At 69.0% G+C, this 25,607-nt stretch carries 21 protein-coding genes, 1 tRNA gene and 1 other RNA gene; 12 read left to right on the top strand and 11 right to left on the bottom strand.

What is annotated here, in order from left to right:
* Nucleotides 1-93 precede the first annotated feature (93 nt).
* From clpB to PC39_RS12685, 3 genes are all read left to right on the top strand, one after another.
* Nucleotides 94-2,676, top strand: coding sequence for an ATP-dependent chaperone ClpB (clpB, locus tag PC39_RS12675; RefSeq protein ID WP_353253827.1), 2,583 nt, complete (start codon nt 94-96; stop codon nt 2,674-2,676).
* 176 nt (nt 2,677-2,852) lie between these two features.
* Entirely contained in the window at nt 2,853-3,686 is an 834-nt protein-coding gene (locus PC39_RS12680; RefSeq protein ID WP_353253763.1) for an aldo/keto reductase, read from the top strand.
* Between the two features lie 40 nt (nt 3,687-3,726).
* Entirely contained in the window at nt 3,727-4,491 is a 765-nt protein-coding gene (locus PC39_RS12685) for a potassium channel family protein (RefSeq protein ID WP_353253764.1), read from the top strand.
* 15 nt (nt 4,492-4,506) lie between these two features.
* On the opposite strand, the gene PC39_RS12690 is transcribed toward PC39_RS12685, so the two are convergent.
* Nucleotides 4,507-5,550 (bottom strand): Glu/Leu/Phe/Val family dehydrogenase, encoded by a 1,044-nt coding sequence (locus tag PC39_RS12690; protein WP_353253765.1) that lies wholly within the window; start codon nt 5,548-5,550, stop codon nt 4,507-4,509.
* Nucleotides 5,551-5,758: 208 nt separating this feature from the next.
* Between PC39_RS12690 and PC39_RS12695 the strand changes: the two genes are divergently transcribed.
* Nucleotides 5,759-6,940 (top strand): OmpP1/FadL family transporter, encoded by a 1,182-nt coding sequence (locus tag PC39_RS12695; RefSeq protein ID WP_353253766.1) that lies wholly within the window; start codon nt 5,759-5,761, stop codon nt 6,938-6,940.
* Here the strand turns inward: PC39_RS12695 and PC39_RS12700 are convergent.
* Nucleotides 6,924-8,144, bottom strand: a complete 1,221-nt coding sequence (locus PC39_RS12700) for a cation:proton antiporter (RefSeq protein ID WP_353253767.1) — start codon at nt 8,142-8,144, stop codon at nt 6,924-6,926. The two genes, PC39_RS12695 and PC39_RS12700, sit on opposite strands and share 17 nt — an antisense overlap.
* Before the next feature lie 130 nt (nt 8,145-8,274).
* On the opposite strand from PC39_RS12700, the gene PC39_RS12705 reads away from it, so the two are divergent.
* From PC39_RS12705 to PC39_RS12715, 3 genes are all read left to right on the top strand, one after another.
* Complete coding sequence (locus PC39_RS12705) at nt 8,275-10,134, top strand: translocation/assembly module TamB domain-containing protein (RefSeq protein WP_353253768.1); 1,860 nt, start codon at nt 8,275-8,277, stop codon at nt 10,132-10,134.
* Between the two features lie 107 nt (nt 10,135-10,241).
* Complete coding sequence (locus tag PC39_RS12710) at nt 10,242-10,868, top strand: YdbL family probable chaperone protein (RefSeq protein ID WP_353253769.1); 627 nt, start codon at nt 10,242-10,244, stop codon at nt 10,866-10,868.
* An 80-nt stretch (nt 10,869-10,948) separates the two neighbouring features.
* Nucleotides 10,949-11,815: an alpha/beta fold hydrolase gene (locus PC39_RS12715; protein ID WP_353253770.1), complete on the top strand. Its 867-nt coding sequence runs from the start codon at nt 10,949-10,951 to the stop codon at nt 11,813-11,815.
* Between the two features lie 47 nt (nt 11,816-11,862).
* On the opposite strand, the gene fadA is transcribed toward PC39_RS12715, so the two are convergent.
* Together fadA and fadB are read right to left on the bottom strand one after the other, a co-directional pair.
* Nucleotides 11,863-13,026 (bottom strand): acetyl-CoA C-acyltransferase FadA, encoded by a 1,164-nt coding sequence (gene fadA / locus PC39_RS12720; RefSeq protein WP_353253771.1) that lies wholly within the window; start codon nt 13,024-13,026, stop codon nt 11,863-11,865.
* A 98-nt stretch (nt 13,027-13,124) separates the two neighbouring features.
* Nucleotides 13,125-15,272 carry a fatty acid oxidation complex subunit alpha FadB gene (gene fadB / locus PC39_RS12725; RefSeq protein ID WP_353253772.1) on the bottom strand — a complete coding sequence of 716 codons (2,148 nt, stop codon included), beginning with the start codon at nt 15,270-15,272 and terminating at the stop codon, nt 13,125-13,127.
* 295 nt (nt 15,273-15,567) lie between these two features.
* Here fadB and PC39_RS12730 point away from each other — a divergent pair, with 295 nt between their 5' ends.
* The 4 genes from PC39_RS12730 (at nt 15,568) to PC39_RS12745 (ending at nt 20,115) form a co-directional block, all read left to right on the top strand.
* On the top strand, nt 15,568-17,649 hold the full coding sequence (locus PC39_RS12730) for a putative bifunctional diguanylate cyclase/phosphodiesterase (RefSeq protein ID WP_353253773.1): 2,082 nt from the start codon (nt 15,568-15,570) through the stop codon (nt 17,647-17,649).
* 64 nt (nt 17,650-17,713) lie between these two features.
* A complete protein-coding gene (locus tag PC39_RS12735) occupies nt 17,714-18,394 on the top strand; it encodes a phasin family protein (RefSeq protein ID WP_353253774.1) in 681 nt (226 codons plus the stop codon).
* Between the two features lie 75 nt (nt 18,395-18,469).
* A complete protein-coding gene (locus tag PC39_RS12740; RefSeq protein WP_353253775.1) occupies nt 18,470-19,405 on the top strand; it encodes an ArsR/SmtB family transcription factor in 936 nt (311 codons plus the stop codon).
* Nucleotides 19,402-20,115, top strand: coding sequence for a TVP38/TMEM64 family protein (locus PC39_RS12745; RefSeq protein WP_353253776.1), 714 nt, complete (start codon nt 19,402-19,404; stop codon nt 20,113-20,115). Before PC39_RS12740 ends, PC39_RS12745 begins: the two co-directional genes overlap by 4 nt.
* 192 nt (nt 20,116-20,307) lie before the next feature.
* On the opposite strand, the gene recR is transcribed toward PC39_RS12745, so the two are convergent.
* From recR to dapA, 7 genes are all read right to left on the bottom strand, one after another.
* Nucleotides 20,308-20,904: a recombination mediator RecR gene (gene recR / locus PC39_RS12750; RefSeq protein WP_353253777.1), complete on the bottom strand. Its 597-nt coding sequence runs from the start codon at nt 20,902-20,904 to the stop codon at nt 20,308-20,310.
* An 8-nt stretch (nt 20,905-20,912) separates the two neighbouring features.
* Nucleotides 20,913-21,230 (bottom strand): YbaB/EbfC family nucleoid-associated protein, encoded by a 318-nt coding sequence (locus PC39_RS12755; protein ID WP_353253778.1) that lies wholly within the window; start codon nt 21,228-21,230, stop codon nt 20,913-20,915.
* Nucleotides 21,231-21,300: 70 nt separating this feature from the next.
* Nucleotides 21,301-22,995 carry a DNA polymerase III subunit gamma/tau gene (gene dnaX, locus PC39_RS12760; RefSeq protein WP_353253779.1) on the bottom strand — a complete coding sequence of 565 codons (1,695 nt, stop codon included), beginning with the start codon at nt 22,993-22,995 and terminating at the stop codon, nt 21,301-21,303.
* A 137-nt stretch (nt 22,996-23,132) separates the two neighbouring features.
* Nucleotides 23,133-23,229, bottom strand: an RNA gene (ffs, locus tag PC39_RS12765) — signal recognition particle sRNA small type.
* Between the two features lie 284 nt (nt 23,230-23,513).
* A tRNA-Ser gene (locus tag PC39_RS12770) sits at nt 23,514-23,604 on the bottom strand.
* 99 nt (nt 23,605-23,703) lie between these two features.
* Complete coding sequence (locus PC39_RS12775; protein WP_353253780.1) at nt 23,704-23,994, bottom strand: hypothetical protein; 291 nt, start codon at nt 23,992-23,994, stop codon at nt 23,704-23,706.
* Complete coding sequence (gene dapA, locus PC39_RS12780) at nt 23,994-24,854, bottom strand: 4-hydroxy-tetrahydrodipicolinate synthase (protein WP_353253828.1); 861 nt, start codon at nt 24,852-24,854, stop codon at nt 23,994-23,996. Before dapA ends, PC39_RS12775 begins: the two co-directional genes overlap by 1 nt.
* A 192-nt stretch (nt 24,855-25,046) precedes the next feature.
* Between dapA and PC39_RS12785 the strand changes: the two genes are divergently transcribed.
* Nucleotides 25,047-25,577 (top strand): glycine cleavage system transcriptional repressor, encoded by a 531-nt coding sequence (locus tag PC39_RS12785; RefSeq protein ID WP_353253781.1) that lies wholly within the window; start codon nt 25,047-25,049, stop codon nt 25,575-25,577.
* The last annotated feature ends 30 nt before the right edge of the window (nt 25,578-25,607 follow it).

Consider the following 25,607-nt stretch of genomic DNA (forward strand, 5'->3'; position numbering starts at 1 on the left):
TTGAAAGCGGCCGACGCGCCCGCATCTAAGCGGTAGTTGCACATCTCAGGCGCGCCGGCACGGCGCGACGGACACGGGAATATCGCTATGCGGATGGACAAACTCACCAGCAAGTTCCAGCAAGGCATCCAGGAGGCCCAGAGCCTCGCGGTGGGCCGGGATCACGCCCAGATCGAGCCGGTGCACCTGATGCTCGCCCTGCTCGACCAGCAGGGCGGCACGGTGCACCACGTGCTCGACCAGGCGGGCGTGGACGTCAAGGCGGTGCGCTCCGGGCTACAGAAGGCCCTGGACGAGCTGGCGACACTGCAACAGGCCACCGGCGAGGTCGGCTTGAGCCAGGAGCTGGCGCGCCTGCTGAATCTCACGGACAAGGCCGCGCAGCAACGCGGCGACGCCTACATCTCCAGCGAGCTGTTCGCGCTGGCGGCGCTCGAGGACAAGGGCGCGCTCGGCAAGCTGCTCAAGGAGGCCGGCGCCACCAAGGACAACCTCGGCCAGGCCATCGACGCCATCCGCGGCGGCGAGAACGTCTCCGACCCCAACGCCGAGGAGCAGCGCGGGGCGCTGGACAAGTACACCATCGACCTCACCGAGCGCGCCGAGCAGGGCAAGCTGGACCCGGTGATCGGCCGCGACGACGAGATCCGGCGGGTGATCCAGGTGCTGTCGCGCCGGACCAAGAACAACCCCGCCCTGGTGGGCGACCCCGGCGTGGGCAAGACCGCCATCGTCGAGGGCCTGGCCCAGCGCATCGTCAACGGCGAAGTGCCCGAGGGTCTCAAGGACAAGCGCGTGCTGTCGCTCGACCTGGGCGCGATGCTTGCCGGCGCCAAATTCCGCGGCGACTTCGAGGAGCGCCTCAAGGGCGTGCTCAACGACCTCGCCAAGCAGGAAGGCCGCATCATCCTGTTCATCGACGAGATCCACACCCTGGTGGGCGCCGGCAAGGCCGAGGGCGCGATGGACGCCGGCAACATGCTCAAGCCGGCGCTGGCGCGCGGCGAGCTGCACTGCATCGGCGCCACCACGCTCAATGAGTACCGCCAGAACATCGAGAAGGACGCCGCCCTGGAACGGCGTTTCCAGAAGGTGCTGGTGGACGAGCCCAGCGTGGAGGACACCATCGCCATCCTGCGCGGCCTCAAGGAGCGCTACGAGGTCCACCACGGCGTGGACATCACCGACGGCGCGATCATCGCTGCCGCCAAGCTCTCGCAGCGCTATATCACCGACCGCAAGCTGCCGGACAAGGCCATCGATCTGGTCGACGAGGCGGCCTCGCGCATCCGCATCGAGATCGACTCCAAGCCGGAGTCGCTGGATGTGCTCGACCGGCGCCTGATCCAGCTCAAGATCGAGCGCGAGGCGCTGAAGAAGGAATCCGACGAGGCCTCCCGCAAGCGGCTGGAGAAGCTGGAGCAGGATATCGCCGAGGCCGAGCGCGAGTACGCCGACTTGGAAGAGGTCTGGAAGGCCGAGAAAGCGACGCTGTCCGGCGCCGCCAGCATCAAGGAGGAACTGGAGCGCGCCCGGCTGGAGCTGGAGGCGGCCCAGCGCGCGCGCGATCTGGACCGGATGTCGGAGCTGCAGTACGGCCGCATCCCGGAGCTGGAGAAGAAGCTCTCCGAGGCCCAGGCTGCCGAGAGCCAGCCCAGCGAAAACCGCCTGCTACGCAACAGCGTCGGCGAGGAGGAGATCGCCGAGATCGTGTCCAAGTGGACCGGTATCCCGGTCTCGCGGATGCTGGAGTCCGAGCGCGACAAGCTGCTGCGCATGGAGGAGGCCCTGCACGAGCGCGTGGTGGGTCAGGACGAGGCCGTGCGCGCGGTCTCCGACGCCATCCGCCGCGCCCGCTCCGGGCTGTCGGACCCCAACCGGCCGATCGGCTCGTTCCTGTTCCTGGGCCCCACCGGCGTGGGCAAGACCGAGTTGTGCAAGGCCCTGGCCACCTTCCTGTTCGACAGCGAGGAGGCCATGGTCCGGATCGACATGTCGGAGTTCATGGAGCGGCACTCGGTGGCCCGGCTGATCGGCGCCCCGCCCGGCTACGTGGGCTACGAGGAAGGCGGCTACCTGACCGAGGCGGTCCGCCGCAAACCCTACGCCGTGATCCTGATGGACGAGGTCGAGAAGGCCCATGCCGAGGTCTTCAACATCCTGCTGCAGGTGCTGGACGACGGCCGTCTGACCGACGGCCACGGCCGCACGGTCGACTTCCGGAACGCGGTGATCGTGATGACGTCCAACCTGGGCAGCCAGTTGATCCAGGAACTGGCCGGCGAGGAGAACTACCAGGAGATGCGCGAGTCCGTGATGGAAGTGGTCGGACAGCATTTCCGGCCCGAGTTCATCAACCGCATCGACGAGACGGTGGTCTTCCATCCGCTGGCCCAGGAGCAGATCCGCGCCATCGCCCGCATCCAGATGCGGCACCTGGAGGAGCGCCTCGCCGAGCGCGACATCCGTATCGAGGTCACCGACGCGGCCCTGGACAAGCTGGCGGAGGCCGGTTTCGACCCGGTCTACGGCGCCCGGCCGCTCAAGCGCGCGATCCAGACCCACATCGAGAACCCGCTGGCCAAGCGGATTTTGGAAGGCAGCTTCGCGCCGGGCGAGACGGTCAAGGTCGATCTCAACGGCGAACAGGAACTGGAATTCGCCAAGGCGGCCTGACACTGGCTGAGTAAAGCGAACCACAGAGACACAGAGTCACGAAAAAAACAATGACATGACAAGAAGTTAGTCTGCGTTTTCGCGTTGGCATTTCTTGAGTCCCGTGCCTCCGTGTCTCTGTGGCTAATTTTCTTCTTGCCGGCCTCGTGCCGGCATGAATGGACGAAGGAGGCGTTATGCGTACGGTAAAGGCACACGGTGCGGAGATTCCGGCCCTGGGCTTCGGCACCTTCGAGCTGGCGCCGGACGATGCCCACCGGATGGTCGCGCACGCCCTGAAGACGGGCTACCGGCACATCGACACCGCCCAGATCTACCGCAACGAGGACGCCGTAGGCACGGCGCTCGCCGAGTCCGACGTCGATCGCGGCGACGTGTTCCTGACCACCAAGGTCTGGGTCGACCGCTTCGGCGACGGCGATCTCCAGCGCTCCGTCGAGGAGAGCCTGAAGCGGCTGCGCACCGATCACGTGGACCTGTTGCTGCTGCACTGGCCCAACCCGGACGTGCCGCTGTCGGAGACCCTCAAGGCGCTCAATGAAGTGCGCGACGAGGGCCTGACCCGGCACATCGGCATCAGCAACTTCACGGTCGAGCTGATCGAGGAGGCGGTGTCGCTGTCCGCCGCGCCGCTGGCCACCAACCAGGTCGAGTACCACCCGTTCATCGACCAGCGACCGGTCAGCGACGCCCTGGCCCGGCACCACATGGCGCTCAGCGCCTACTGCCCGCTGGCGCGCGGCGGCGTGTTCCGGAACCCGACCCTGGACCGCATCGGCCGGCGCCACGACAAGAGCCCCGGTCAGGTGGCCCTGCGCTGGCTGCTGCAGCAGGACAACGTGGTCGCCCTGCCCCGCTCCGGCAACGAGGCTCACGCCGACGACAATCTCGCGGTGCTGGACTTCGAACTCAGCGAGGCGGAGATGCACGAGATTTTCGAGCTGCACTCGCCGGACGGCCGCCTGATCAGCCCCGAGGGCCTGGCCCCGGCCTGGGACACCGCCGCCTGACCCCGCGCGGGCTCGCGGTCGCATCGCGTATCATGCGGCCGTGACCCTGCGATCCACGCTCAAGGAACTGTACGCCGGCACCGGCCCGCGGCTGCGCAGCCTGCGCTGGCTGCTGCTGGCGTTCGACGTGGCGGTCGTGATCTTCTTCCTGGTCACGACCTTCATGGCGCCCACACCCTGGCTGCTGGTGACGGACTATGTCCTGGCCGCCATCCTGTTCCTGGACTACGCGGGCCGGTGGGTCGCCGCCGACGACCGCGTCGGCTATCCCATGAAGCCGATGCCGCTGGTGGACGCCGCGGTGCTGCTGTCACTGCTGGCACCGGCCCTGCTGGAAAACCTCGGCTTCCTGCGCGTGTTGCGCACGCTGCGGCTACTGCGCTCCTACCACGTCCTGCGCGAACTGCGGCACACGTCGCCGTTCTTCGCCCGACACGAGGAAGTGGTATTCAGCGCGCTCAACCTGATCGTGTTCGTGTTCCTGGTATCCGCCCTGGTCTACGTGCTCCAGGTCCACCACAACGAGTCGATCAACGACTACGTGGACGCCCTGTATTTCACCGTGACCACCCTCACCACCACCGGGTTCGGCGACATCACCCTGACGGGCAGCATCGGCCGCCTGCTGGCGGTGGTCATCATGATCGTGGGCGTATCCCTGTTCCTGCGCCTGATCCAGACCATCTTCCGGCCGGCCAAGATCAACTACGCCTGCCCCGACTGCGGCCTGACCCGTCACGAACCGGACGCCGTGCACTGCAAGCACTGCGGTCGTACCCTGCGCATCCCGACGCAGGGCGAATGAGGGCCGGCTGACGCGTCAGCCGGCGGCCTCGATGCGGCGCCGGGCGCGTGCCACCGCGATCTCGGCGGTGGTTCGCCCGGCCTCGGCGGCCTCGGCGAAGATGCCCTCCAGCGTGGTCTCGATCGCGGCCACGCGCCGGGCCACGCGCGCCGGATCGTAACCCCCCGGCGCCAGCTCGTCGCCGACATTGATCACGCCGCCGGCGTTGATCACGAAATCCGGGGCATAGACGATGCCGCGCTCCCGCAGGCGCGCCGCGTCGGCCTCCGTGGCGAGCTGGTTGTTGGCCCCGCCGGCCACGACCCGGCAGCGCAGCGCCGGGATGCTGTCGGCGTCGAGCACCGCGCCCACGGCACAGGGCGCGATCACCTCGACATCCTGAAACAGGATCTCCGCCGGGGACACGATCCCGGCACCGGCCTCGCGTGCCGCCGCAACCCCGCTCTCGTCGGTGTCCGCGGCCACCACGTCGGCCCCGACGGCGACCAGGTGCCGGATCAGGCCGAGACCGACCTTGCCGCAGCCCTGGACCGCGACCCGCACGCCGGCGAAACCGTCATCCAGCCCGGCCGCCCGCAGCGCCGCGCGCATGCCCGCGAACACCCCGTCGGCGGTATGCGGCGAGGGATCGCCGGAGCCGCCGGCATCGCGCGCGCGGCCCACGGCATGGGGCGTGACCTCGTTGAGCACCGCGATATCGGGCTCGGTCATGCCCATGTCCTCCGTCGCGACATAACGCCCGGCGAACCCGGCCACGATCCGCCCCATCGCCAGGAACGCGGCCCGGCGATCCGCCGGCAGCGGCGCCAGAAGCACCGCCTTGGCACCGCCGAAGTCCAGACCGGCGCAGGCGTTCTTGTAGCTCATCGCCTGCGACAACCGCAGCACGTCGGTCATCGCCTGATTCTCGTCGCCGTACTCGCGGATACGGATACCGCCCAGCCCCGGCCCGAGGCGGGTGTCGTGGATCGCGACGATAGCCCGCAGGCCGGTGTTCCGGTCGCGGCAGAACGCCACCTCCTCGTGGTCGCCCGTCGCCATCCGTTCGAGAATCTCCAAGGCCGCTACTCCGCCTGCATGAATGCTCCGATTCTGCCCAGGCCCGCGGCGGCTTGTCGACTGGCACGGAGCCCGGACAGGCTGGTACTGACTATTTTATTAGGATACCTTTGGAGGCGCGACACCGGCCGCGCAGACGGCCGGGTGCGGGAGACCGTGGCGCCGCACATCGCCACCGGCCTAGAACGAATACAAAGGGAGATCGACAATGAAGGTGCGTATCCACCGCTGGCTCGTACCGGCGACGCTGGCCCTTGCCGCGTCGTCGGCGTCCGCCTCGTTCATCGTGGCGCCCCACACCGCCGGGCGCGACGGCGACCTCTCCGGCAACACGGTCGCCTCGCCCGACGACGCCGGCAGCGCCCAGTACATCAACCCGGCGGGCGTGGTCGGCGAGACCGCCGAGCAGACGATGCTGGCCGTGGCGCCCATGAATTTCACGGCGCACTACGACAACGGCAACGGCTACGACCACACCAGCAGCGAGACTCCGGTACTGCTGAATTTCTGGCACGGCCTGGGCGAATGGAACGGCTGGCGGATGGGCTTCAGCACCTATGGCTCGGTGGGCACCGCCTTCGATTTCGCGGCGGACCCGGGCAACGGCGTGCCCAGCCGCTTCGTCGGCAAGCTCACCGTGATCAACCTGGGATTCAACATCGGCCGGCAATTGACCGAGAACCTGCGGGTCGGGATGCAAATCACGCCCCGCTACGGGCAGCAGACCTTCAAGGCGCCCACGCCGGGCGGCGAAGCCGAGTTCGACATCGACGGCTTCGGCATCGTCGGCTCGCTGGGCCTGGTCTACGACCTGTCGGACCGCTGGGCCCTCGGCTTGGCCTATCGCACCCCCGGCCTGGTCGACATGGACGGCGACGGCTCGGTGGGGGGCAACGACCAGGGCGTCGAGCACGAATTGCACACGCCCCAGAGCGTCACGGCCGGCGCCAGCTTCCAGTGGACGCCCAAGACCACGCTCCTGGCCCAGGTGAAATGGACCGATTACGGGCAGTTCGAGGACGGCGACATCAAATGGGACGAGACCACGGCCCTCGACCAGCCCTTCATCAGCGACACCCGCAACCGCATCCGCTGGGGCATGGGCCTGGAACACGAGGTGATCGAGGATTCCTTCCTGCGCGTCGGCTTCAGCTACGAATCCTGGATGATCGAACCCGAGGCGGTCCGGCCGTATCTGTTCGACAACCGGGATTTCATGCTGATGGCCGGCTACGAGGTCCGCTACGAGACCCTGAGTGTCGGCTTCATCGGCGGCTACGCCACCACCACGGACCGGGAGGTTTCGGCGTCGCGGAATCCGGCCGCGCCGGGCACCTACAGCACCGAGAACGACGTCATGGCGGGCTTCCGGATCACCTGGCACCACTGACGCGGCCCCGGCGCGTCCCGTCCCCGCGGGACGCGCCGTCCGCCTCGCCCGCCCGCGTCAGCGCGTAGCGGGTACACAACGGCCCGAGCATCTCGAAGATCACGGTGGCCGCGATCACCAGCGACAACAGGGTTTCGGCCAGTTCCGGCCGCCGCTCGGCGGCCAGTAGCGCCACGCCCAGGGCGACACCCGCCTGCGGCAGCAACGCCAGCCCCGACCAGCGGCGCACGGCGATATCGGCGCCGGCCATCCGGCCGCCGAGCCAGCCGCCCAGTATCCGGCCCGCGACGCGGAACGCGACATAGCCCGCGCCGAGCCAACCGACCGCGACCAGCGGCTCCGGATTGAGCGAGGCCCCGGCCAACACGAAGAACACGACCAGGAACGGCCGTTCGATGCCCTCGATGGCGTGGAACGGGCGGCGCCGGTGTCGATGCGCCAGGTTGGCGGTGGTCGCGCCCAGCACCATGGCCGCCAGGATGAAGGACACGTGCAGCCACAGGGCGAGACCGCCGCACAGCAGGACCACGCCCAAAGCCTCCAGCACCGTCGGCTCACCCGGCGCGAGCCGATGGGTCAGGTAGGCGGCGGGCACACCCAGGGCCATCCCCAGAAACAGTGCGCCGCCGATCTCGCGGGCGCCGTCAAGCAGCGCCGGCGCCAGGGCGCCGCCGCCGTCGATCACCGCCGTGGCCGCCAGCGCCAGGCTGAATACCAGCAGCCCCCAGGCATCGTCCACGGCCACCACGCCGAGCAGCGTGTCGGTGAACGGACCACCGGCACGCGACTCCTGGACCACGTCGTAGGTCGCCGCGGGATCGGTGGCCGCCGCCACCGTGCCGAGCAGCAACGCGAGCGAAAGCGGTGCCCCGATCAACCAAAGACCGCCCGCGACCACGGCGACGGTGACAACCACCGTCGCCACGGACACCCAGAGCACGTCGCGGCCGTGCCGGCGCAACTGCGGCAACGTGAACCGTTCCCCCAGGAGGAACCCGATCATGACCAGCGCCAGGTCCGTGACCAGGCCGAACCAATAATCGGTATCGACCGGGAACAGGTCGAGCGCGTGCGGCCCCACCGCGAAGCCGAACACCAGCAGCAGTGTCACGCGGGGCAGGCGCGTACGGCGGCCGATCGCCTCCACCGCCAGTCCCGCCAGCAGAACCGAGCCGAGCGTGATCATGAGCGTGGTCGTGTTCACCGGTCTGCTTCCGTCATGCCGGGGGTCTCCTCCCACCTGGGGGCCGATAGGACAGCGTAGAGCCATCGCGCGATCGCGTCAGCAGCCGCTATGCTGGTACCGGACCCAGCCGTAGCGAGCGCGGCGAGCGATGATACCCCGACACCATACCGGCCCGCGGCGGCGGACGGCGCTAGCCGCCGTCTGCCTGCTGGCCGCCGCGAGCGCCGCCGCCGTCGACCGGATCGATCTCGATCTCGGGCGTGTCGCGGGCGACGCCTGGCATGCCGAGGATCTGTCGCTGTCGTTGCGTCTCGGCCAGGGAGGCCGACCGGCCGGCACGCTGCGAGTCGCCCGGCTGACCCTGGACGGGCCGCTGGGCACGGTCACCGACCTGCGCCTGGACTGCCCCCGCCTGCGGCTCACACGCCATGACCTGTCCTGCCCGGACGGCCGCCTGACGTTCCGGCACCCCGCGCTGACAGCGGACCGCGTGCCCGCCGCGTTCCGCTACGAGCGTGCGGACGGCGCCCTGCACCTGGAAGCGGACGGCCTGACGGCCGGGTTCAGCAGCGCCGACGGCCGTCAGGCGGCGCAGGCCCTGCGCTTCGCGATCATCCTGGACCTGATCCCGGAGGACCGGGACCTGCGCTTCGATCTGACCCTCGATATCCAGGCCGGCCAGGCCTATTCGGACCCGGTATTCGTGGATTTCGGCGCCCACCCCGCCCGCTTGCACGCCCGCGGCCGGCTGACGTCCGACGCCCTGCGGGTGACGGCCTTCCGCTTCGAGCAGCCCGGTGTCGCGGTCGCCTCGGGCGGGTTGCGGCTCGCGCGCGAGGACTGGACACCCGCATCGGTCGACCTGCGCGAGCTGCGGGCGCAACTGCCGGCGGCCTACGACTATTACCTGCAACCCTTCCTGATCGGGACCCCGCTGGACTCCCTGCGCACCGCCGGCCGCATCGAGGGACGGCTGTCGCTGGACGCGGACGGACCGGCGGCGATCGCGCTCACCGGCCGAAACCTGACGCTGGCGGATACGCGGGAGCGCTTCCGCCTGGCGGATGCCGATCTCGCCCTCGACTGGACGCGCGACGGCGAACCGGCCGCGGCGAGCGTTTCCCGACTGTCATGGGACTCGGCGGCCCTGGGGCGGATCGACATCGGCGCCTCCTCCCTGGCACTGCGGGCCGGCGGCGACGCGCTCCGGTTGACCGAGCCCGCCCGTTTCCCGCTACTCGGGGGCGCCCTGGAACTGTCGGCGCTGTCGGGGACCGGGCTCGCGGGCCCGCGGCCGGAGCTCCGGCTCGACGCCCGGCTCACCCCCATCGATCTGGAGCGGCTGGGCCGGGCGCTGGACTGGCCCGCGTTCGGCGGCACACTGTCCGGCCGCATCCCGGAACTGACCTATGATGACGGCGTGGTGCGTCTCGCCGGCGGCCTGACGGCGGAGGTCTTCGACGGCACGGTGTCGGTACGCAGCCTGCGCCTGGAGGACCCGCTGGGCCTGCGGCCGCGGGCCGAGCTGGACGCCGAGGCGCGCGGCCTGGACCTGGCCGCGGTCACCCACGCCTTCGATTTCGGCCGCATCGAGGGCCGGCTGGACGCCGACGTGACCGGACTACGGCTGATCGGCTGGCAACCGGTGGCGTTCGACGCCTGGCTGCGCACCCCGCGCGACGACGATTCGCGGCACCGGATCAGCCAGCGCGCCATCGACAATCTCGCCAGCCTCGGCGGCGGGGCCGGCGCGGGCGTGCTCTCGCGCGGCTTCTTCAAACTGTTCGAGTCCTTCGCCTACGACCGCATCGGTCTCGGCTGCCGCCTGGCGCGCGGCGTCTGCCACATGCGCGGTCTGGCGACCGCCGAGGAAGGCGGCTACTACATAGTCCGTGGGCGCTGGCTGCCGCGCATCGATGTGATCGGCCACAACCGCGAGGTGAGCTGGCCGGTGCTGATCCGGCAGTTGCAGAGCGTGACCGCATCCCAGGGCCCGGTCATACGCTGATCCGCCGTCCGGGCACCGGCGATATCGCCGCCCGCGAACCGTTCAGGCATCGTTCACGGGCCGTGCCTATAATCGGGCCTGTGTCAGCGTGAAAGCGAGGAGCCACCATGCGACAGCATCATAAGCTCGGGGCCGGCCTGGCCGCGCTCGCCCTGTTGGCGGGCTGCGTCACCATCAACGTCTACTTCCCCGCGGTCGCCGCCGAGCGCGCCGCCGACCGGATCATCGACGATGTCTGGGGCCCGCAGGCGCGGGACGGATCGGAATCCGGCGGCAACGACCGGTCCGACGACAACGGCGAACGCGGCGCCCTCGAGCCGGCGCTGCGGCTGGCGATGGGCCTGCTCGACCTCGTGGTGCCGCCCGCGCGGGCCGCGGACGAACCGGATATCGATATCTCCTCGCCCGCCATCCGCGACATCGTGGCATCGATGGAACAGCGGCATACGGCGCTGCGGCCCTATTACGAGTCGGGCGCCGTCGGCCTCGACCGAGACGCCACCGTGGAGATTCGCGACCTGGGCGCCGTGCCCCTGCCGGAGCGTACCCGCCTGCGCAAGCTGGTAAGCGAGGAGAACGCCGACCGCAACGCCCTCTACCGGGAGATCGCGGTCGCCAACGGCCACCCCGAGTGGGAAGACCGGATCCGCGCCACCTTCGCCGAACGCTGGATCGACAAGGCCCGGAGCGGCTGGTACTACCGCGGCGACGGCGGCGACTGGGTCCGCAAGTGAGGCGCCCGTGACATCCCGGCAAACGCCCGCGGGGCCTGTGCTATCGTTGCCGGCCTTTCGGACAGGGTGAGCAGGACAAGGTGATCGAACAGCGGCAAATCGGCGAGTACCGGCTACGCGCGGCATTCGACGAGGGCGGCCGCGGGCTGCCGCTCGTGCTGTGCAACGGCTGGGGCAGCAACCTGGAGGTGTTCGATCCGCTGGTCGAGGCACTCGCCGACCGACCGGTATTGCGCTTCGACGTCCCCGGCATCGGCGGCTCGGAACGGCCCGCCCTGCCCCTGCGCCTGCCGGCCCTCGCGTCGCTGGTGGAGGCGTTGCTGCGATCCTACGGGATCGAACGCGCGGACGTGTTCGGCTATTCCTGGGGCGGCACGCTGGCGCAGGAACTGGCGCGGCGCAATCCGGACCGGGTGCGCCGGCTGGTGCTGGCGGCGACGTCCACGGGGCACCTGATGGTACCGGCACCGCCGCGGATCCTGCCGGCGTTCGCCGACAGCCGCTGGTTGACCAACTGGCGCCGGCCGCGGCGTTTCTTCGAGCGGGAGTTCGCCTGCCGCGTGGGACCCCGCCTGTTCGGCGGCGAACGCCTGCGGCGCAATCCCATGGCGATCCTGCCGGTGCTGCGCAAGCTGGAACGACCCTCGACGCGGGCCATGGCCTGGCAGGTCGCGGGGGCATTCGGCTGGACCAGCCTGCACTGGCTGCACCGATTGAACCAGCCGACGCTGATCCTCGCGGGCGACGACGACCGCGTGATCAACCCGATCAACCCGATGCTGCTGGCCTGGCGCATCCCGGACGCGCGTCTGCGCTGGGTGCGCGGCGGCCACCTGTTCCCGGTGCTGGACGCGGTCGAGCGGACCGCCGAGCACATGCGGACGTTCCTCGACGAGAAGGACAAGGTGGTGCCCTTCGGGGGACGCAAATGGCGGGCGACCGGCTGACCGGGCCGCCCCTCCCCGACGAAGGGGAGGGGCCGGACGCCCGGTTCCTACTGTACCCGCTCGATCACCGTCGCGATGCCCTGCCCCATGCCGATGCACATGGTGGCCAGGCCCAACTCGGCGTCCTTGTCCTCCAGGACATGGGCCAGGGCCCCGGTGATGCGGGCGCCCGAGGTGCCCAGCGGGTGTCCCAGCGCGATCGCACCGCCGCGGATGTTGATCACGTCCTGGCGGTCGCTCAGCTTCAGTTCCTTGAGCACCGCCAGGGACTGCGCGGCGAAGGCCTCGTTGAGCTCGATGTAGTCGATGTCGTCCAGCGTGACGCCGGCGCGCTCCAGGGCCTTCTTGGTGGCGGGAACCGGGCCGCGCCCCATGATCGAGGGATCGCAGCCGGCCACGGCCATGCCGCGGATGCGGGCCATGGGCGTCAGGCCCAGGGCCTTGGCCTTGTCCGCCGACATCACCAACACCGCGGCGGCGCCGTCGGAGATCGCCGAGGAGTTGCCCGCGGTCACCGTGCCGCCCTTGGGGTTGAAGGCCGGCCGCAGCGAGGCCAGGGCATCCAGGCTGGCGTCGGCCCGCACCACCTCGTCGTAGTCGCAGACCTGGACGAATCCGTTCTCGTCGTGGCCCTCGACCGGTACGATCTCGTCGGCGAACTCGCCCTCGACGTTGGCGCGGTGGGCGCGCTGGTGCGACTGCAGGGCGAAGGCGTCCTGGTCCTCCCGCGAGATGCCGTGCATGGTGCCCAGCATCTCGGCGGTCAGGCCCATCATGCCCGAGGCCTTGGCGGCATAGCGCGACAGCGCCGGATTGATATCGATGCCGTGGGTCATGGGCACGTGGCCCATGTGCTCCACGCCGCCGCAGATGAAGATACCGTCGATGCCGCTGTTGATGGCGCCGGCGGCGTGATGGATCGACTGCATGGACGAGCCGCACAGCCGGTTGATGGTCTGGCCGGCGACCTCGTGCGGCAGTCCGGCCAGCAGCGCGGCGTTGCGCGCGATGTTGAAGCCCTGCTCCAGGGTCTGCTGCACGCAGCCCCAGATCACGTCCTCGATCTCCTTGGGCTGCACCGCCTCGTTGCGCGCGAGCAGCGCCCGGATCAGGGCCGCCGACAGGTTCTCGGCGCGCACGTTGCGGAACATGCCGCCCTTGGAGCGGCCCATCGCGGTCCGTACCGCGTCTACGATCACGACATCCGTCATGGCTTTACTCCGTAAAGCAGTTTCGCGTTTCGGGTTCCAGGTTTCGGGAGCGGCTCAGCCGGTCCCTCACTCGAAACCCGAAACTGGAAACCTGAAACTTAATAATAGGTCTCGCCCTTGTTCGCCATCTCGCGCATACGCTCGGTGGGCTCGTAGAGCTTGCCGAGGCGGGCGTACTTGTCGGCGGCCTCGACCACGTGCGCCAGGCCGAGACGGTCGGCGTACTTGAGGGCGCCGCCGCGGAACGGCGGGAAGCCGACGCCCAGGATCAGGCCCATGTCGACCTCGTTGGCGGTGTCGGCGATGCCCTCCTCCAGGCAGCGGGCGGCCTCGATCACCATCGGCAGCATCATGCGCTCGACGATCTCGTCCTCGGCGATATCCTTCTGCCCGTCGGGCTGCGCCTGGGCGACCAGCTCGTACGCGGTCTCGTCCACGAGCTTCTTGGGCTTGCCCTTCTTGTCCTTCTCGTACTTGTAGTAGCCGGAGCCGGTCTTCTGGCCGTAGCGGCCGTTCTCGACCATGACGTCCAGCGACGACTTGCCCTCGGGCGCCATGCGGTCCGGATAACCCTCGGCCAGGACCTCGCCCACGTGGTGGGAGGTGTCCATGCCCACCACGTCGGACAGGTAGGCCGGCCCCATCGGCCAGCCGAACTTCTCCATGACCTTGTCGATCTTGGCGAAATCGGCGCCGTCCGAGACCAAGGCCTGGAAGCCGAAGAAGTACGGGAACAGGATCCGGTTGACCAGGAACCCCGGGCAGTTGTTGACCACGATCGGCGTCTTGCCGAGCTTGCTGGCGTAGGCGACGATGGTGGCGATGGCCTCCTCGGAGGTCTTTTCGCCCTTGATCACCTCCACCAGCGGCATGCGGTGCACCGGATTGAAGAAGTGCATGCCCAGGAAGTTCTCGGGCCGCTTCACGGCCCCCGCCAGCTCGTCGATGGAGATGCTGGAGGTGTTGGAGGCGATCACCGTGCCCTCGTGGACCGCGTCCTCGGTCTCGGCGAGCACGTTCTTCTTGACCTTCGGGTTCTCGACCACGGCCTCGACCACGGCGTCCACCCCGGCGAAATCGCCATAGGACAGGGTCGGCCGGATGCGGCCCATCGCCTCGGCCATGCCGCGGGCGTTCAGCTTGCCGCGCTCGACCTGCTTGCCGAACAGCTTGGCGGCCTCGTCGACGCCCGCGTCCAGCGCCTCTTCATTGATGTCCTTCATGAAGATCGGCACGCCCTTGGAGGCGGACTGATAGGCGATACCGCCGCCCATGATGCCCGCGCCGAGCACCGCCGCCTGGTTCACCTCGCGGGCGACCTTGCCGTAGCGCTTGTTCTTCTTCTTGATGAGCTGGTCGTTGAGGAACAGACCGATGAGGGCATCCGCCTCCGGCGTCTTGGCCAGCTTGATGAAGCCCTCGTGCTCCTCCTTGAGGGCGGCGTCGCGGTCCTTGGCGGCGGCCGCCTGGATGCGCTTGACCGCCTCCACCGGGGCCGGGTACTGACCCTTGGACTGCTGGGCCACGTAGCCCTTGGCGGTCTCGAAGACCATCATCGCCTCGACCTGGTTCAGCGCCAGCGGCGCCTTCTTCTGCTCGCGGCGGGACTGCCAGTCGAACTTGCCGGCGATCGCCTTGTCCAGCAGGTCGCGGGCGGCCTCGGCCAGTTTGTCTGGGGCGACGACGGCGTCCACGGCACCGTTCTTGAAGGCGGCGGCGGGCTTCTGCTGGCCGCCGCCGGCGATCCACTCGATCGCATTGTCGGCACCGATCAGGCGCGGCAGGCGCACGGTGCCGCCGAAGCCGGGATAGATGCCGAGCTTGACCTCGGGCAGGCCGATCTGGGCCTTCTCCGACATCACGCGATAATCCGTGGCCAGGCACATCTCCAGGCCGCCGCCCAGCGCAATGCCGTTGATCGCTGTGACGCTGGGTACCGGCAGGTCCTCGATAGCGTTGAACACCGCGTTGGCGTCGGCCAGCCACTGCCGGATCTCGTCGTCGGGCGCCTCGAACTGCTCGCCGAATTCGGTGATGTCGGCTCCGACGATGAATACGTCCTTGCCGCTGGTCACCAGCAGGCCCTTCAGGCCGTCCGCCTTGGACAATGCCTCGGCGGCCGCCCCCAGTTCCTCCACGGTGGCGCGGTCGAACTTGTTGACCGAATCGTCGCCGGCATCGAACTTCAGCTCGGCGATTCCCTCGGCGTCGAGGTCGACCGAGAGCTTACGTCCCTCATAGAGCATGTATTGCATCTCCCGCTTGTTTGGTCCCGCGTACCTGGCCCTACGGATTTCGAGGGGGCCGCCGATAACGCAACGGATCGGGGTTCGAGTGGAAACGACCGTACTCTAGCGTATTGCCGCGGCGCAAACAACGCGGCAACGTCGTTCCCCGCGGGCTCCGCATGGTCCGAAAGCAAGGAGACATCGGCATGTGTCTGCAGCGGCAGAGGCGGCGACAGGGAGAAACCGGAGACACCGGGAGAGGCCACCCGCCAGGGGCCGGGGGGGCGGTCGCGACCCGGACGGGCCGCTGACGATGGCGGCCCATCCCGAGAGCCCCGCGCCGGCCGACGCCGGCGCCCTGACCGTCCTGCTGATCGAGCATCGCGGCGCCGACGCGCGCCTGGTCCGGTCGGCGCTAGAGAACTACCCCGAGCAACCCTTCCACGTCGTCGTCGAGCGGAGCCTGACCGCCGCCCTCGACCACCTGGCGGCATCGACGCCGGACGCGATCGTCCTGGACGCGGACCTGCCCGGCGGCGGCGTCGAGGCCATCGAGGCGATACGGACCGCGGCCCCGGCCCTGCCGTTGATCGTGCTGTCCGCAGAGGGCGACGACCGAGCCGGCGTACGGGCGATGGACGCCGGGGCCCAGGACTACTTCATCAAGGGCGAACTGAAGCATGCCACCACGCTCGGCCGCGTGATCCTGCAGGCACTGGCGCGGCAACGCCTGCGCCTGGAGCTGGCCGAGCGGTTGGACAAGATCGAGGACTCGCATATCCGGCTGCGCAACATCGTCGACCTGAACCTGGATGCGATCCTGGTGGTCGGTCGCGGCGGCCGGGTCCTGTTCGCCAACCGCCAGGCGGAAGCGTTTCTCGAGGGGTCGGGCGCCGGCACGCTCACGCAATACCTCGCGCAACCGCGCCACGACGCCGACGGTGCCGTGCTGACCCTGACGGATGCCGGCGAGCGCCCGCGCACAGTGCATCTGCGGATGTATCCGACCGGTTGGGACGACGAGGAAGCCTACCTCGTACTGCTGCGGGAGCCGATCGGCACCGAGACCGCCGACGCGCCGCGCCCCGCGGTGCGGCCGGACCTGGACGCCGTCACCGGCGTGTTCAACCGGGCGGCCTTCTGTCGTCAGGGCCACGGCATCCTCCGCAGCGTCGGCCGCAAACACACGTCCGCGGCCATGATCTGCCTCAATCTGGAACGCTTCCGCCGCGTGAACCAGGCCCTGGGCTATGGCGCCGGCGACGCCCTGCTGCGGCGGGTAGCCGAACGCCTGCGCCGGGAGTTGCGCGCCGGCGACCTCATCGGCTGCTTCGGCCGCGACGAGTTCCTGATCCTGCTCACCTCGCTGCGGCGCCCGCAGGATGCCGCGTTCGTGGCCGACAAGCTGCTGGAGGTCGTGGCCCTGCCCATCGAACACCGGCACGGCGAGCTGCGGATCAAGGCCCGCGCGGGTGTCAGCCTGTTCCCCCGCGACGGCCGCGACATCTCCGACCTGATCGGCAATGCCCAGATCGCCGCCGAGCGGGCCAAGCATCGGCAGCCGGAACGGATCGCGTTCTATACCTCGGACCTGGCCTCGCAGAACGCCCGCCGGTTCCGCCTGGAGCAGGATCTGCAGAAGGCCCTGGGCAAGGACCAGTTCTCCCTGGTCTACCAGCCGATCGTGGATGTCCGCAGCGACCGGCCGATCGCCGCGGAAGCCCTGCTGCGCTGGCGGCCGGAACCCGGCAACGTGGTCACCGCCGGGGAATTCGTGCCGATCCTGGAGGAGATCGGGCTCATCGACGAGGTCGGCGAATGGGTGATCCGCAACGCCTGCGTCGATGCCCGCATCCTGCAGGAAGCCGGCCACCCCCTGCCGGTATCGGTGAACCTGTCGCCGCTGCAATTCGCGAGCGAGAGCCTTCCCGACCGCATCCGCGACGCGCTCGCCGACAGCGGGCTGCCGCCGCAGCACCTGTGGCTCGAAGTGACCGAATCGGCCCTGATGCAACCGCTCCAGATGAGCATCGAGACGCTGGACAACCTGCGCAAGATGGGCATCTCGGTATGCATCGACGACTTCGGCACCGGGTTCTCCTCGCTGTCGTACCTGAAGCGCTTCCCGATCGACACGCTCAAGATCGATCAAAGCTTCGTGCACGATCTGGTCAGCGGCCCCAAGGACGCGGCCATCACCCGCAACACGATCCAGCTCGCCCACGCCCTGGGCCTGAACGTGGTGGCGGAAGGCGTGGAAACGCCGGGGCAGCTCGAACGGCTCCGGGAGTACCACTGCGACTTCTACCAGGGATACCTGTTCAGCACCCCGTTGCCCGCACGCGAGCTGCGGGAACTGGTCGGCCGCCGCAAGCGGGCACAAAAGGCGCTTTGACAGCCCCCGGGGGCCCGCCTACACTGCCGGCAACGAGCTACCCCACCCTGCCGGGAGGCATGTCATGGCCAAGAAGCAGAACCGGATCGCGGAATTGCGCAAGGAAGTGGACCAGCTCCGCAAGAGCTACACTGGCGCCATGAGCTCCGCCAACAAGGCGGTTTACAAGGGCATCGAGCGGCTGGCCGAGCACGAGCTCGCGGCCATCAAGAAGCATTACGAGGAAGCCCTCAAGAACCTGAAGAAGCTCCGCAAGGGCGGGGATCCGCGCGATATCGCCACGGCGCAGCTCAAGCTGCTGCAGGACACCATCGACCGGATCATGCAGAACGCCCGCGAAAGCATGAGCATCCTGGACGATACCCGGAAGCAGATTTCCACGGACATCCGCAAGGAACTGCAGAAGGCGGAGAAGAAGACGGGCACCTCGACCGGTGCCGGCAAGACGGCGAAGTCGTCCTCGGCCAAGTCCACCGCCAAGTCCGGCAGCGGCGGCACCCGCAAGAAGACCACGGCCCGCAAAACGACGACCAAGAGCGGCTCGAGCGCCGGCCGGGCCAAGAAATCGACCACGTCCGGCGGAACCGCCAAGAAGGCTTCGACGGCCAAGTCGAAGAGCGCGTCGACCGGCCGCAAGACCACCGCGCGCAAGAGCACGTCGACACGCCGCAAGTCGACGACCGCCAAGACCGCCGCGGGCACGAGCGGCGGTACCTCCGGCGGAAGCGGCGGCACCACGACCTGAGCCGCTCCCGACTCCGATCCCGGGCCGCCCGACGGGCGGCCTTTTTGATCCATGATCCCGCCCCGCGAATAACCAGTGCTCGACCTCGACTACGGCACCGCCCTGCTCCGGCTACTGGGCGAACCGACCCGGCTCCGCATGCTCCTGCTGCTGGAGGCCGAGGCGCTTACCGTGGCCGAGCTGACCGCGATCACCGGCCTGGCACAGAGCCGCATCTCCTCGCATCTCGGGCGGCTGAGGCAGGCCGGCCTGGTCAACGACGAACGCGTCGGCAGCGCCACCTTCTATCGCGCCGACCCGGCCCGTTTCCCGCCGCACACCCGGCAGCTATGGGGCACGCTGCTCGACAATCTTGACGACGCCCAGGTCGCGCGCGACGCCGAGCGTGCCGCCGAGATCGTGCGTCAACGCGGCGCCCGGCGTTCCTGGGTGGAGTCGGTGGCCGGCCGCATGGAGCGGCAATACTCGCCGGGCCGGACCTGGGAAGCCACGGCCCGCACCCTGTTCGGGTTGCTCAAGCTGGGCGACGTGCTCGATCTGGCCTCCGGCGACGGCGTGCTCGCCGAGCTGCTGGCCGGCCGCGCCCGGTCGGTCGCCTGCCTGGACATCAATCCGACGGTGATCGGCGCCGGCCGCCAGCGCCTGGCGGACCGCGAGAACGTGCACTTCCATCTGGGCGACATGCACGCCCTGCCCTACGCCGGCGGTTCGTTCGACCAAGTCTTCATCATGCACGCCCTGAGCTACACCGGCCACGCCGACAAGGTGATCGCGGAAGCCGCGCGCGTGCTGCGCCCCGGCGGCGCCCTGGCACTGGCGACCCTGCGCCGGCACCGGCACCGGGCGACCGTGAACGCCTTCGACCACGTCAACCTGGGCTTCGAGCCGGACCAGCTACGGACATGGTCGGAGGCGGCGGGCCTGGACGTGGATATCTGCGAGATCGTCTGCAAGGAGAATCGACCGCCCTATTTCGAGGTGGTCAGCGTGATCGCGGACAAGCCGGCATGAAGCTGATCCGGCGCAACGCCAAGTACATCGCGGCGCTCGTCTGGCTCGGCCTGCTCGCGGCACTGTTCGCCTGGGCCCGTTTCGAGGGCCTGGATTCCATCGAGATCCTGGCGCTGATCTATCACACCATCGCCCAGCATCCCCTGGCGCCGCTGGTCTACATCGTGATCTACGGCCTGCGCCCCCTGACATTCTTCCCGGCGATGCTGCTGACCATCTCAGCGGGCGGCCTGTTCGGCTTCGGCATGGGCGTGGCCTGCACCATCGCGGGCGAGAACCTGTCGGCGGCCACCGCCTACTGGATCGCCCGGTTCTTCGGCACCCCCGATCAGGAGGACGAGGACCCGTCGCGCCAGATCGCGGCCTCCCGGCGCATGCTCCAGGAGCAGGCCTTTCCGACGGTGGTGGTACTGCGGGCGGCCTATCTGCCCTTCGACGTGGTGAACTACGCCTGCGGCCTGCTACGGGTGCCCTGGTGGCCGTACTTCTTCGGCACCTTCATCGGTATCCTGCCGCCGATGATCACCTTCGTCAGCTTCGGCGCCACGGTGGACTTCGAATCCTTCCTGGCCAATACCGAGACCTTCGACGCCGCCAGCCTGATCAACCAGGACCAGCTCGTGATCTCCGCCGGCCTGCTGGCCCTGAGCGCGGTGATCGCCTGGTACGCCCACCGGCGGCACCGGCGGGTTGCCGGAAGAATGAATTGACTAACAACCAACCACAGAGACACAGAGGACACAGCGTCAAAAACAATTGACGAGAGCTAAACCTGATCGAGGGTGCGAAAAATTCGAGAACAAGAGGTAACGGCGCCTCGCCCCTCCGGATCTTTCTTCATATTCGGTAATTATTCTCTGTGTCCTCTGTGCCTCTGTGGTTAGTCATAAACAGACAATCAATCAAAGGGGACGGCGGCCGGTGAAGGCCTGGGACAGGGTGCCGGCGTCGACGTATTCGAGCTCGCCGCCCACCGGCACGCCGTGGGCGATGCGGGAGACGGCCACGCCGCGGTCGCGGGCCAGGTCGCCGACGTATTGGCCGGTGGCCTCGCCCTCGACGGTCGCGCTGGTCGCCAGGATGAGTTCACCGATCTCGCCGGCATCCAGCCGGTCGCGCAGGATATCCAGGCCGAGTTCCTCGGGACCGATACCGTCGATGGGCGAGAGATGCCCCATGAGCACAAAATAGCCGCCGCGGAAATCGGTGTGCTGCTCGATGGCCATCACGTCCGCCGGGCTCTCGACCACGCAGACGGTCCGGCCGTCGCGCCGCTCGGAACGGCAGATCTCGCACAGTTCCGTTTCCGCGAACATCCGGCATTGCCGGCAATGGCCGATGCGCTCCAAGGCCGTCGTGATCGAATCGGCCAGGTGACGGCCGCCCTCGCGCTCGCGCAGCAACAGGTGGAAGGCCATGCGCTGGGCACTCTTGGCGCCCACGCCCGGCAGACAGCGCAGGGCGTCGATCAGGCGGTTGAGCGACGGGGCGAACGCCATCGCGCCGCTCAGAGGCCCATGCCCGGCGGCAGGTTCATGCCGCCGGTGATCTCGGACATCTTCTCCTGGGTGGTGCGGTTGACCCGTTGGACGGCATCGTTGATCGCCGCGGCCACCAGGTCCTCCAGCATCTCGCGGTCCTCCTCCAGCACGCTGTCGTCGATCTGGACGCCGCGCACCTCGTGCTTGCCGTTCATGGTCACCTTGACCAGGCCGGCGCCGGCCTCGCCGGTGATCTCCATGTTGGCCAGCTCTTCCTGGGCCGCCTGGACCTTGCCCTGCATGGCCTGGGCCTGCTGCATCAGCTTGCCGATGGAACCTTTCATCGCTGCATACTCCGTGGTTGATGCGCCGGACGCGTCGCCGGCGCGCTGAGCCGTGCCCGGCACGGGGACGTCACTCGCGCCGGTCGTCTGCGGGCTCGATCGTGTCCTCCCGGACCTGGGCCCCGAGACGCTCCCGCAGGGCGCGGACGTTGGGATCGCTCTCGATGGCGTCGCGCGCCGCCCGGCGGCGGGCGTCGGCCTCGGCCTCGGCGCGCCTGGCCGGCGAATCGCCCGGGCTTTCGCCGTTGCCGAGCCGAATCTCGATGCGCGGCTGGCCGCCGAGCTCCGCGACCAGCGCCGACTGGACCTGCTTGCGGGCGTTGTCCGTGAGCAGATGCTCCAGCGAGGACGGCAACTCCAGCGTGACCCGGTCGGCCTCCAGCGCCAGGCAGACGCAGTTGCGGGCCAGTTGCGCCGCCATCGCCTTGAGCGGCAACCGGGCCACCAGGGCGTGCCAGTCGTCGTCGCCCGCCGGCTCCGCCGCGGCATGTGCCGGTGCCGGCCTGTCCCGTTCGGAGGGTTCGAATCCCTCCCTCTCCGGCGTCGCCGCCGGCGCCGGATCGGGCGGCGGACCATGGGCGGCCGCGGACCCGGAAGACGCGGTGGATGCCGGCCGGCCCTCGGCCGCCGCCGTCCCGGACCGATGGGACGCCTCCCCGGCGGGCGGCGCGCCGCCGCGCCCGGCCGGCCGGAACGCCAGCATCCGCAGGCAGGTCATCTCGACGCCGCTCTTGGGGTCGGGCGCCCAATCCAGGTCCCGGCGCCCGGCGACGGCGATATCGTAGTAGAGCTGCACGTCCTCCGGCGCGGCCCGCTCGGCCAGCGGCCGCAGGGACTCGGCATCCTCGGGGGCGGCGCCGGGCACGACCTGCAGGAGCGCGATGCGGTGCCAGGCGCCGGCCAGGGCATCCAGGACCTCGGCATAATCGGGGGCCTGTTCGTCGAGACGGCCGAGCGCCGCCATCAAGGCCTCGCCGTCGCCGTCCACGATCGCCGACACGACCTCCCGCAACGCCGCCTCGCCGACGGTGCCGAGCATGTCCAGCACCTCGCCGGCACGCAGTACACCGCCGCCGAAGGCCAGTGCCTGATCGAGCAGCGACAAGGCGTCGCGCATGCTGCCGTCCGCGGCCCGCGCCACGGCCTGTACCGCCGCCGGCTCCGCCTCGATGCCCTCGGCTTCGAGCACGCGCTGCAACTGCCCCTCGATCTCGGACGGCGGCAGGCGCTTCAGCGGGAACTGCATGCAGCGCGAGAGGATGGTGACCGGGATCTTCTGCGGGTCCGTGGTCGCCAACAGGAACTGCACGTGCGGCGGCGGCTCCTCCAGCGTCTTCAGCAGGGCGTTGAAGGCGTGCTTGGACAGCATGTGCACCTCGTCGATGAGGTACACCTTGTAGCGGCCGCGCGTGGGGGCGTACTGGACGTTGTCCAGCAGCTCGCGGGTGTCGTCCACGCCGGTGCGGGACGCCGCGTCCACCTCGATCAGATCGACGAACCGGCCGGCGTCGATCTCCGCGCAGGCGTCGCAGGGGGCGTCGCCGACGCAGGGGGTGGCGCTCATGCCCCGCTCGCAATTCAGGCACTTGGCGATGATCCGGCCGAGAGTGGTCTTGCCCACGCCCCGCGTGCCCGAGAAAAGCAGCGCATGGTGCAGGGTCTGCCGCTCCAGGGCATGGCTCAGGGCGCGCACCACGTGCTGCTGCCCGACCAGTTCCTCGAACCGGCGCGGACGCCACTTGCGGGCCAGGGCCTGATAGCTCATTGCGGGTGGCCGACGATTGGTTTGATGGCAACGACCATAGCGGTCGTAAGGTTACAGGTTACAAGGGACAGGTTACAGACGAGCCCGCGCATTCTTCCCTGTAACCTGTCCCCTGCAACCTGGATAAAGGTGGCGGCCCGCGCCAGCCGCACCCCGGCGCCCGAATCGGCCGCTACCGCTGCTCCCTTCCGGGCCTGACGGGGTTCACGGCGTATCGTCGCGGGGGGACCGACGCGGGCCACCATTGCCTGGTGGTCGTGATCGGTGATTCGTGGTTTGTGATTCGTCGGGGCCGTCGGTCGATCGAATGCCGCCAATCACGAATCACCAGTCACGTATCACGTCCTGTATGGCGGAGAGGGAGGGATTGTTCGGCCCATCCAGGGCCTCACCCTTCGGGCTCGCTTCGCTCGCGCCGATTTGTTCCCGACAAATCGGTCGAACCCTCTCCTCGGCTTCAACTCCACCTTGTCACGATCTTTCCCCAGCGGCCCGCCCGGCGGGCCGCTGGGGAAAGATGGCGGAGAGGGAGGGATTCGAACCCTCGGTACGGGGTTACCGCACACACGCTTTCCAGGCGTGCTCCTTCGACCGCTCGGACACCTCTCCATCGTGAGGGGGCGATGATAGCAAAGGATCGCCGCCGACCGTTACCTCGTAAGGGACGTGATTAGTGATTCGTGATTGGTGATTCGTGCGGGTCACCGGTCACGAATCACGGTTCTCCGGCAGCGGCGGCGGGCTGGACAGGCAGCGCCGGCGCGCGGCCTCCTTGTCTTCCTCGCCCTCGCCCTGCTCGGCCGGATAGGCCGCGACCGGGCCGTCCCCGACCTCGGGCACGCGCATGTTGGGATCCGGCTCGGGCACGCTCATGCCCGCCGGGGCGCGGAGCGGCGGGAACGACTCGGCGGTCTGATACGGCTGGTCCTTCATGCAGGCCGGCTCGTTGGCGCAGGCGGCCACGGCCAACGGCAGGGCCAGTGCCCAGAATAATCGCATCAAACGGCTCCCACCGCGGCGAGCGCATCGCGCACGGTCTGGTGAAACTTGTCGTCCAGGGGGGTCATCGGCAATCGGATACCCGGACCGATGCGGCCCATCTCGTACAGGGCCCACTTGACCGGGATCGGGTTGGGCTCCAGGAACAGCGCCGTGTGCAGCGGCTGGAGCGTGGCATCCAGGGTCTCGGCCCGCTCGCGTTCGCCGGCGATCGCCGCCGCGCACATCTCGTGCATCAGCGCGGGCGCGACGTTGGCGGTGACCGAGATGTCGCCCTTGCCGCCGACCAGCATCGATTCCATGGCGGTGCCGTCGTCGCCGGAGAAGATCATCAGGTCGTCGCCGCAGCGCTCGATCAGCTCGTGGACGCGCTCCAGCGAGCCCTTGGCCTCCTTGAGGGCCACGATGTTGTCGATCTCGGCCAACCGCTGCACCGTTTCCGGCAGCATGTCGACGCCGGTGCGCGAGGGCACGTTGTACAGAACCTGCGGGATATCCACGGCCATGGCGATGGCGTGGAAGTGCCGATAGAGGCCTTCCTGGGTCGGCTTGTTGTAGTACGGGCACACGAGCAGGCAGGCATCGGCGCCGGCGCGCTTGGCGTGCCGCGTCAACCGTATCGCCTCGTCGGTGGCGTTGCCGCCGGTGCCGGCGATGACGGGGATGCGGCCGTCCACCAGCTCCACCACGCGCTCGATGACCTCGTCGTGCTCGCGGAAGCCGAGGGTGGCCGACTCGCCGGTCGTCCCCACGGCCACGATGCCGTCGGTGCCCTGCTCGACGTGCCAGTCGACCAGGTTCGCCAGACTGTCCCAGTCGACGGTGCCGTCGGCGTGCATCGGCGTCACCAACGCAACCATGCTGCCGCCCAATTCCACGTTACTCGACTCCTTGATCAGCGGACCCTTAGAACAAGCCGGGCAGTATAACGTAGACGCCCGGTGGCGCGAGCCGTCCCACCTCGGACCGCGGGCGCGGCGGAAAGTGCCGAGGTGGTATCATGCCGCGCTTTGGGGACGCGACCGCCGACGTCGCACTGGGTCATTCCGAACATGCGCAAATACCTGTCCTTGACGGCCCTGGCGCCCTACCGCGAACGGCTGGCCGGCGACCTGATCACGGCCGTGACCAAGCGCGGCTGCGAAATCGCCGACTGCCGGATCGCGCCGCTGGGGCGCCAGTTCTGCGCCGCCCTGCTGCTGTCCGGCAACTGGAGCGCGCTGGGCAAGCTCGAGAGCGCCCTGCCGGGCCTGGCCGAGCAGCTCGGGCTGCAAGTGCATTTCGCGCACACCGAGGCCGCCCCGCAAGCCGGCGACACCCGGCCCTACGCCGCCGAGATCGTCGCGCCCCAGCACGGCGACCTGCTGCCGGAACTTCTCGACTTCTTCGCCACCCAAGAGGTGACGGTGACCGAGATCGGCGCCCAGACGTACGAGTCCGGTTACACCGGCGCGGCCATGTGCAACATCCACATGACCCTGCTGGTGCCGTTGAATCAGCACCCGCAGACGCTGCGGGAATCGTTCATGGACCTCTGCGACGACCTGCATGCCGACGGCCTGCTGGATCCGATCAAGTCCTGACCGCCCATACGACCGCAAGGAGCCCGGACC

Origin of the sequence: Salinisphaera sp. PC39, from assembly GCF_040361335.1 — a bacterium.
GTDB lineage: Bacteria > Pseudomonadota > Gammaproteobacteria > Nevskiales > Salinisphaeraceae > APNM01.

Bases quoted from the DNA above. Each gene is read 5' to 3' on its own strand.
- clpB (WP_353253827.1), top strand. From the start codon at position 94: ATGGACAAACTCACCAGCAAGTTCCAGCAAGGCATCCAGGAGGCCCAG.
- PC39_RS12680 (WP_353253763.1), top strand. From the start codon at position 2,853: ATGCGTACGGTAAAGGCACACGGTGCGGAGATTCCGGCCCTGGGCTTC.
- PC39_RS12695 (WP_353253766.1), top strand. From the start codon at position 5,759: ATGAAGGTGCGTATCCACCGCTGGCTCGTACCGGCGACGCTGGCCCTT.
- PC39_RS12705 (WP_353253768.1), top strand. From the start codon at position 8,275: ATGATACCCCGACACCATACCGGCCCGCGGCGGCGGACGGCGCTAGCC.
- PC39_RS12710 (WP_353253769.1), top strand. From the start codon at position 10,242: ATGCGACAGCATCATAAGCTCGGGGCCGGCCTGGCCGCGCTCGCCCTG.
- fadA (WP_353253771.1), bottom strand. From the start codon at position 13,026: ATGACGGATGTCGTGATCGTAGACGCGGTACGGACCGCGATGGGCCGC.
- fadB (WP_353253772.1), bottom strand. From the start codon at position 15,272: ATGCTCTATGAGGGACGTAAGCTCTCGGTCGACCTCGACGCCGAGGGA.
- PC39_RS12730 (WP_353253773.1), top strand. From the start codon at position 15,568: ATGGCGGCCCATCCCGAGAGCCCCGCGCCGGCCGACGCCGGCGCCCTG.
- PC39_RS12735 (WP_353253774.1), top strand. From the start codon at position 17,714: ATGGCCAAGAAGCAGAACCGGATCGCGGAATTGCGCAAGGAAGTGGAC.
- PC39_RS12745 (WP_353253776.1), top strand. From the start codon at position 19,402: ATGAAGCTGATCCGGCGCAACGCCAAGTACATCGCGGCGCTCGTCTGG.
- recR (WP_353253777.1), bottom strand. From the start codon at position 20,904: ATGGCGTTCGCCCCGTCGCTCAACCGCCTGATCGACGCCCTGCGCTGT.
- PC39_RS12755 (WP_353253778.1), bottom strand. From the start codon at position 21,230: ATGAAAGGTTCCATCGGCAAGCTGATGCAGCAGGCCCAGGCCATGCAG.
- dnaX (WP_353253779.1), bottom strand. From the start codon at position 22,995: ATGAGCTATCAGGCCCTGGCCCGCAAGTGGCGTCCGCGCCGGTTCGAG.
- PC39_RS12775 (WP_353253780.1), bottom strand. From the start codon at position 23,994: ATGCGATTATTCTGGGCACTGGCCCTGCCGTTGGCCGTGGCCGCCTGC.
- dapA (WP_353253828.1), bottom strand. From the start codon at position 24,854: ATGGTTGCGTTGGTGACGCCGATGCACGCCGACGGCACCGTCGACTGG.
- PC39_RS12785 (WP_353253781.1), top strand. From the start codon at position 25,047: ATGCGCAAATACCTGTCCTTGACGGCCCTGGCGCCCTACCGCGAACGG.